Annotated in this window: 7 protein-coding genes and 1 pseudogene; 3 read left to right on the top strand and 5 right to left on the bottom strand. The window is 59.6% G+C overall.

The features are described 5' to 3' along the window. Window positions 1-206: 206 nt before the first annotated feature. Window positions 207-620: a cupin domain-containing protein gene (locus M727_RS0132080; RefSeq protein ID WP_036262137.1), complete on the bottom strand. Its 414-nt coding sequence runs from the start codon at window positions 618-620 to the stop codon at window positions 207-209. A gap of 102 nt (window positions 621-722) precedes the next feature. Between M727_RS0132080 and M727_RS38540 the strand changes: the two genes are divergently transcribed. Next, window positions 723-1616 carry a LysR family transcriptional regulator gene (locus tag M727_RS38540; RefSeq protein ID WP_051505591.1) on the top strand — a complete coding sequence of 298 codons (894 nt, stop codon included), beginning with the start codon at window positions 723-725 and terminating at the stop codon, window positions 1614-1616. A gap of 522 nt (window positions 1617-2138) precedes the next feature. Here the strand turns inward: M727_RS38540 and M727_RS0132090 are convergent. Continuing rightward, complete coding sequence (locus tag M727_RS0132090; RefSeq protein WP_027155962.1) at window positions 2139-3044, bottom strand: DMT family transporter; 906 nt, start codon at window positions 3042-3044, stop codon at window positions 2139-2141. 325 nt (window positions 3045-3369) lie between these two features. Here M727_RS0132090 and M727_RS41040 point away from each other — a divergent pair. Then, window positions 3370-3552: pseudogene (locus M727_RS41040) on the top strand (SOS response-associated peptidase family protein); the annotation flags it as partial. A 29-nt stretch (window positions 3553-3581) separates the two neighbouring features. On the opposite strand, the gene ligD reads toward M727_RS41040, so the two are convergent. Both ligD and M727_RS43920 read right to left on the bottom strand, forming a co-directional pair. Beyond that, window positions 3582-4589, bottom strand: a complete 1008-nt coding sequence (gene ligD, locus M727_RS38545) for a non-homologous end-joining DNA ligase (RefSeq protein ID WP_051505839.1) — start codon at window positions 4587-4589, stop codon at window positions 3582-3584. A 548-nt stretch (window positions 4590-5137) separates the two neighbouring features. Further along, window positions 5138-5758 carry a cold-shock protein gene (locus M727_RS43920; RefSeq protein ID WP_280944201.1) on the bottom strand — a complete coding sequence of 207 codons (621 nt, stop codon included), beginning with the start codon at window positions 5756-5758 and terminating at the stop codon, window positions 5138-5140. Between the two features lie 133 nt (window positions 5759-5891). Here M727_RS43920 and msrA point away from each other — a divergent pair, with 133 nt between their 5' ends. Continuing rightward, entirely contained in the window at window positions 5892-6410 is a 519-nt protein-coding gene (gene msrA / locus M727_RS0132115; protein ID WP_027155965.1) for a peptide-methionine (S)-S-oxide reductase MsrA, read from the top strand. A 401-nt stretch (window positions 6411-6811) separates the two neighbouring features. On the opposite strand, the gene M727_RS0132120 is transcribed toward msrA, so the two are convergent. Beyond that, window positions 6812-7148, bottom strand: a 337-nt coding sequence (locus M727_RS0132120) for a lipocalin family protein (RefSeq protein WP_027155966.1), incomplete at its 5' end; no start/stop codon positions are given.

The following is a 7148-nucleotide window of genomic DNA, read 5'->3' on the forward strand; positions in this document are numbered from 1 at the left end:
GGGCCGCGCACAGACTGACAGCTTCTGGCGTCTGCAGACCGATAGCGGACGCTCAACCGGCAGAGGATGAGATTCCAAGACGGCCCAAGGCGGTGGGCGTAGAAGGTTAGGTAGCGTCTAAGGGGAATAACGATGAGGCTTCCTCCCGCTCTAGGCGAACCGTTGCGGGTCAGCGACCCAACCGAACGCACATAGCGCTCGAGCGACTACGCAGTCGAAGGAACCGGGTCGGCGAAGGGCGTGTCGGGATCGCAGACGTAGAACAGAATCGTTGTCGCCGGGGCGTTCCCCTCGTTGCTGCCCGTCATATTGACGTGCGGGGGCTCGACAAAAACCTCGCCCGGCCCGATCGAAATCGGCTCGCGCCCATCGAGCCTCAGGGTGAACACTCCTTCGGTGACGTAGACTGTTACAGGAAACCGATGCGAGTGGTAGGGCGTGACATCGCCAGGCTGAAGCACAGCGTGCAGCACGCGCACTTCCTGCCGACTTCCCTGCGGCAGAGTGCTCAGCACCTCCCGGTGTACCGGCGTCAGTTTTGCCATGCCGTGATCCTGGGCCGATCGGGTCACGCCGACATCGAGGCCAGCGATCATCGTTTGGACTGTTGCCTTGTCCATTTGGCTTCTCCTCACTTATCGTGGGTAAGGACTAGCCGGCCGGCCGTAACAGCGGTAGCAGCAAGGTTGCGGAAGGTCGGTGCAAAAATGCATAACTAGAGCATGTTGGACTGGAACGACCTGCGCTATCTGCTGTCCGTTGTAAGGCAGGGCTCGACGCTCGCGGCCGCGCGTGCGCTAGGCGTGAACCAGTCGACAGTCCATCGCCGCATTGCCGAGCTCGAACGGCAAATGGGATTGCGGCTGGTGCATCGGCACCCGACAGGTTACCGCCTGACCGAGATGGGTGAGCAGTTGCTACCGGCCCTGGCCGATGTGGAAGAGAGCATCGCAAAGCTGCAACGAACCGTTCTCGGTATGAAGCACGACCTTACCGGCACCGTGCGGCTCACTTGCCCCGAGCCGGTCCTTTCCCGCATCGTCGCTTCGGGTTTTGTCGACCGCTTCCACGACCGCTATTCGGGACTGAGGATCGATTTCATTATCAGCGATCGATATTTCGACCTTGCCAACGGCGATGCCGATGTCGCGTTTCGGTCGGGAGAAGCAAGTGACGAGCGGCTGGTTGGGCGCAAGATTGCGGAATCCACCTGGGCCGTCTATGCCAGCCGAGACTATGTGAAGCGCCGCGGACATCCACACTCGATCGAGGACCTGCTGCAGCACGATCTCATCGGCTTTGACGGCGTGATGGAGAACCATCGGGCAACCCAGTGGCTCGCAAGCACTCTGCCGGGGGCGCGCGTTGCAGCTCGCAACAACAGCGTTCTAGGCGTGGTGGCTGCGGTCAAATCGGGCCTTGGCATAGCGCCATTGCCAACGCCGATCGGAGATGCAGAAGGCGAACTCATCCAGGTGCTTCCACCGGTTCAAGCGCTGGCAAGAGCCTGGCACCTGTTGTGTCACCCCGATCAAAGGGCAACGCCTCGCATTTCCGCCTTCATCGACTTCGTCATCGAAGAATTGCCGGCACTGAGGAAAGTCCTCGGCGGGTAGCCCAACCCCCGCTGCTTCCGGTGACGCGTCTGGGGCGTTGCCAACCGATCATGGAGCCGAGATCGGTCCGGCAGCCGGACGGCAAAACCGTGCGGATGCGCGCATTTCCGCCTTCGAGGCGCGCGATGCGTTCTCGAAGCTCGGAAATGGCAGAAGGTGGCGCCGATACACTCATCCTAAGAGTCAATCGGGATGATGTCGTGCCCCTGCGGAAGGAGGCATTCGATGCTCGGGCCATATCCTTCAATGCGAAAAATGCGAGTTCCATTTTTTGGAGTTTGGGCGCCACGCAGTGTCCGAAAATTGTAGCATATTTCGGACTCATTACGTTGCCTCAACGCACGGGCGACCTGGGCCGTCGAGATGATGGTCGGCCTGCTTCTGGTCGCCATGCAGTGATCGATAAGATAGTGGAGGGGTTTGATTTTCGTACCTGTTGGCCATCTGCAACTCCCTTTTGAGAGCACAACAGCGGCCAGGCTAAAAGCGACATTAACAATTATCTGCGACGCAGCACAGCGCTCACCTCTCAGATCTTAGGGCGAACAGCCCCGCTCCGCAGATCAAAACTGCGCCGAGAACGGTGGTGATCTTCGGCACCTCGTCGAAAAACAGCAGCCCCCAAAGTGGAACCCAGACGATGGCCGTGTACTCGAAGACGGCAACGTTGCCTGCTGGGGCAAGGCGGTAAGCCTGGGAAAGCAATGTCATTCCGGCAGATGCGATCACACCGCAGCCGGCCATCAGCAAAGTATCCTGGAGCGTAGGCCAGACCCATGGGCGCGTGAGGAAGGCAAGACTTGGATGATTGGCGTCTTCAAGGCCGCCCAAGCTCACAAGCGCCGCCAGCGCCGGCGCGCCGGTGAGGAAGGCCAGGTTCTGATAGAAGGTGATAACCGCGGCGACCTCGCTGTCGCCAAGCTTCCTCGCCAAGACCTGGGCCGACGAGTACAGAGCAGCAGCCAGGAGGGTCAACGCAGCTGCCCATTCGAAGACAGCAAGACCCGGTTGCAGCGTTATGATGACGCCGAGCAGACCGACAATGAGCGCGATCAGGGTTGCGGTGTGAGGCCGCTCTCCGAGGAAGAGAATCCCGAGACCTGCAATGATGAGCGGGGCGACGAAAAAGAGTGCGACAGCATCGGCCAGAGGAAGCGCTGCGATCGAGAGATAATAGAAGAGGTATGCTCCCAGCGAGTTTACCGCTCGGATGGCGAGCAGCCCGGCTCGCTTTGAGAAAATAGACCGTAGTGTGGCGGTCGCGCCTACCAGCACCAGCAGAATGGGCAATGCGACGATTGATCGAACAGTCATCGCTTGCGTAACGGGATAGGTGTCCGAGAGGCCCTTCAGGATCACGTCCTGCAGTGAGAAGACGAGAACGCCCAGGCAGAGAAAGCCAGTGGCTGCTAGGGACTTGTTCTGCATGGATAGGTCCTAGTGAAGGGGCGCAGCTAGCTTGGCTAGGGCCGAGCTCGATAGGGCCTGCACAGCCGCACCTGTAATCCACACTGACGTGAACGATCGTCGCGCGATTTCGTTCTGGCCGCAGACTAAGGGGCGTGCTCATACGAATTGGAAGTCGCTGCATGCGCGACGGGCTGCGCCTCTGTGGCGGGCGCGATAAGGAAGCAACGTGCTGACAAAGGATGGTTATCTGCACTGGAGGCGAAAACTCGGCGTCCTCATGTTAGCCCGATGAGATCGCGTCCTGCATACTGCGCAGGAATACCAGCTGGTTGTCAAACACGGTGTCGGCGAAGCCTTCACCATGCTGACGATGGAGCCTGGGCCCGATATCGCGCCCTATCATGACAGGCAGATTGTTATCCTCGATCGCAGCGCGTGGACGGACTGGCTCGACCCTTCGGTGTCGGCGAAGTCGCTGATCAAGGCCCTTCCACCCGGCACACTGCAGGTAGAGCAAGTCGGGTGACTTTGAAACGAAGCGGCGCCCGATGTCGATCAGGGATGGGGCGGGGACCGCACCACCTGCCGGGCTGGCTTGTCCTGACGCTCGCCTTGGTACGAGACCTGTCGCAGGAGATTGTCTTCCGTCCAGGTGAGATAGGTGACCTCGACCACCACTTCAGGCCTGACCCAATGCACGCGCGACAGCTCAAGCGGCGAGCCGAACCGGCTCTCGCGCGGCGGCGGAACGTCGAGGGGCATTCGAGCGGCCTGAAGTGGCCCAAGCCGGCGAGCCAATCGCTTGAGCTCTGCAACCGTGATGCCCGTACCGGCGCGGCCCGCGTACATCAGACGACCATCATCGGTGTAGTAGCCGAGAAGCAGCGAGCCGATGAGCGGCCGGCTTCCAGTCGGATCGGTCCAGCCGACGACGATGAATTCCTCTCTGTTGAGACACTTTGACTTGACCCACAAGCCGCGATTGCCGGATGCGTAGGCGCGGTCGATCCGCTTTGAGATAGCGCCCTCGAGTGAAAGCCGACAGGCGTGCTTGCGGAACGCAGGCCCGTCGCCGATCACGTGATCGCTGAAGCGCAGGCCAGGTATGTCAGTCGAAAACAGGCCTTCCAGTCGCGCCTTGCGGTCGATGAGCGGCAGCTTCGCAATGCTTTCTCCGTTCAGGAACAGAAGATCGAAAGCAAAGAAGACAAGATCGCCCGTGCGGCCCTCGTCCATAGCGGCCTGCAGGCGGCTGAAGGAGGTGACCCCGTCTGCCCGAACTGCGCACAGCTCCCCGTCGACATATGCCTCTTTCACAGGGAGCGCGCGGAGGGCCGCTATCGTCGCTTGATAGCGATGCGACCAATCGAGGCCGGTGCGGGTGAGCAAGCGGATGTCGCTGCCGTCGATCCGCGCGTGCATGCGGTATCCGTCGTACTTGATTTCGTGAAGCCAATCGGGGCCGTTGGGCGCTTCGTCGACCAGGCGCGTCAGCTGAGGCTCGATCCATTTCGGCGGATGCGTTTTATTCGACTTTGTGGGATTCACCGTCTTCCGCGCCAATTGAGATAAAGCGTCATCATGCGGGCCAGACTACCACATGATGACGGTACATCAGCTGCAGCTTTTATCGGGAATCGCGGGTCTTCACCTTGATGCTGCCGATATGCTCGCAGGGATCTTATCGCGAGCCGGCGACTTGCTGATTAAGCTGCGTAAAGCCACGGGACTTTCGATAAGAACGGCCGCGCTCACTCGCCATAGTATTCTGCCCTCCTTGCAACAAAGCAAAATGACCAGCACCATTAATCTCCACACCCGCCAGCTATGGCAACGATTTGGTGGGTTGGATCTTTCGAGACAATGTCGATGCTTACACCCAGGTAACGCTTTCGCGCGTGCGATATGAAATTTGTGCATTGCAATATCTGCGGCGATCAATATGATCCTGTTGTCGGCCATCTAGTCCTCCCAGATGCGATGCCGGCGCTGAATGCGGTGCACCTCCTCCCGCGCTGCATTTTCAAATCAAGCCCGCTGCCACTCCTCCCGGCAGCGGGCTTTTTTCGTTGTATGAGCGGCAATTTGGCCATTGGCCAACGTATTGGCTTCTAGGCGAGGCGAACGCTCCGGACTTCCACGCCTTTCTTGCCCTGCCCGCATTCGACAATCACCTTCTGTCCCTCCACCAGCACGCTGAGCCCTGAGCGGGTCAGCGCGGTGGCATGAACGAAGACGTCCTTCTCACCATTTTCGGGAGCAATGAAGCCGAACCCCTTTTCGGGATTGTACCACTTGACCGTGCCCTCGCTCTCCAGCTGCGCACCACCCCTTCCCGGCGATGAACCCCCAGCAAGGCGCGCATCTGCCGGCGTTTTCGCGATCTGATCGCTGATCTCCAGCACGTGCACAACCTGACGACCTCTTGGACTTTGTTCAACCGCGACCTTGAGACGTGTTCCCTCGGAAACAGCGCGGCTTCCGGCAGCCTCCAACACTCGGATGTGGAGATAAGCCTCCGTGCCGTCCGACAGTTTGACGAAGCCAAAACCCTTGCTGGCATTGAACCACAATATCTCGGCGTCGACAGGGTCTGCGGCCACAATTGCGGGCCGCTGAAAGTAGCTTGGCTCGGAAGCCCGTTCCGAAAAGGAAACAGGGTCATCGTCATGGCGATGCCGACGTGGTTCGCGATAGTCTCGATATTTGCCCATGATCGTCTCGACTGACATGGAGCGCACACTGCGCTAGCTGTTCAGGATAATCTCCATCGGGCGACGCGTTTGTGTCAAATGGCCTGCGACTGAAAAAAGATGCAAACAATGCCTATATGGAGATGAACCCAAATTCAGGAGGTCAGAGACCATGACGACCGAACGCGCTGTGCTTGCAGGCGGCTGCTTCTGGGGTATGCAGGATCTGATCCGCCGCTACCCCGGCGTGATTTCCACCCGCGTCGGCTACACCGGCGGTGAGGTGCCTAACGCTACCTATCGCAATCATGGCAGCCACGCCGAGGCGATCGAGATCGTGTTCGATCCAGACATGATCAGCTATCGCGATTTGCTGGAATTCTTCTTCCAGATCCATGATCCAACGACGCGCAACCGCCAGGGCAACGATGTCGGCGCGAGCTACCGCTCGGCGATCTTCTATACAGACGACGAGCAAAAGCGCGTTGCGGAAGACACCATCGCCGATGTCGAAGCATCCCGGCTTTGGCCCGGTAAGGTCGTGACCGAGGTGGTGCCGGTCAGCGATTTCTGGGAGGCCGAGCCGGAGCATCAGGACTACCTCGAGCGCTATCCCAATGGCTACACCTGTCATTTCCCAAGACCAAACTGGAAGCTTCCCAAGCGAGAGGAAATTCGCCGCGCGGGGTAGGCCGCCGCACTTTACAACTCCTTCTCGGCCAGTTCGCGGAATCCGTCGGGGACCGAGCACGGACCGTCCAGCGCTGTGGCGGCGTAGCCCATAGCGTCACGTCCAAAGCGGTCGCGAATAATTCACTGATGCTGCCGAGAACATGATAGCCCAAGCCCGCAGGTTGAGAGTCTCGTCTCAAATGCAGTTAATTTGAGAATCAGATCACCTGGATTCTCACAATTAAATGCCAAGGCTCAACCAAATCGCCGCATTGTTACAATTAACTGCCAAGCGACAACAATAGCCAATGCTGGGTGATCCGATATACAATACAGCATCGCTAACTATCGCTGCCGCGACTTGGTATCGGGGGAGTTGTTCGTGACGATCTGACGCGCAGGCACAGCCGGGGTCCACGGTCATCGCCGCTGGTAGCCCGTCATCTCGAGATAGCCCTTGCCAGGGTGTGTGCCGGCCACCCGCACCGGACCTTCCCAATAGGGGATGCTGAGACCCATCCAGGCNTGAGAGTTGAGCGCGCCGACGGTGACGTCGAGCGCACGGTCGGGCAAGACGAGACGCCAGCGCGTAGGAATTTCGCGCCCCTCCACCCAGCTCGTCTCCAGCGGGGTCGCAACGAGCTTGCCGTCGCCGTAGGGCGTCACGGCACCGTCCGCCGCGATCCAGGTGGCGGAGGTGAAGCCGCTGTCAGCGGCATCGCGCAGGCGGAAACCCATCAGCTTCTCGCCTGTGTCA

The organism is Mesorhizobium sp. WSM2561 (assembly GCF_000513915.1).
GTDB lineage: Bacteria > Pseudomonadota > Alphaproteobacteria > Rhizobiales > Rhizobiaceae > Mesorhizobium > Mesorhizobium muleiense.

Coding starts and splice junctions, on each gene's coding strand:
- M727_RS0132080 (WP_036262137.1), bottom strand. CDS start 620: ATGGACAAGGCAACAGTCCAAACGATGATCGCTGGCCTCGATGTCGGC.
- M727_RS38540 (WP_051505591.1), top strand. CDS start 723: ATGTTGGACTGGAACGACCTGCGCTATCTGCTGTCCGTTGTAAGGCAG.
- M727_RS0132090 (WP_027155962.1), bottom strand. CDS start 3,044: ATGCAGAACAAGTCCCTAGCAGCCACTGGCTTTCTCTGCCTGGGCGTT.
- M727_RS43920 (WP_280944201.1), bottom strand. CDS start 5,758: ATGTCAGTCGAGACGATCATGGGCAAATATCGAGACTATCGCGAACCA.
- msrA (WP_027155965.1), top strand. CDS start 5,892: ATGACGACCGAACGCGCTGTGCTTGCAGGCGGCTGCTTCTGGGGTATG.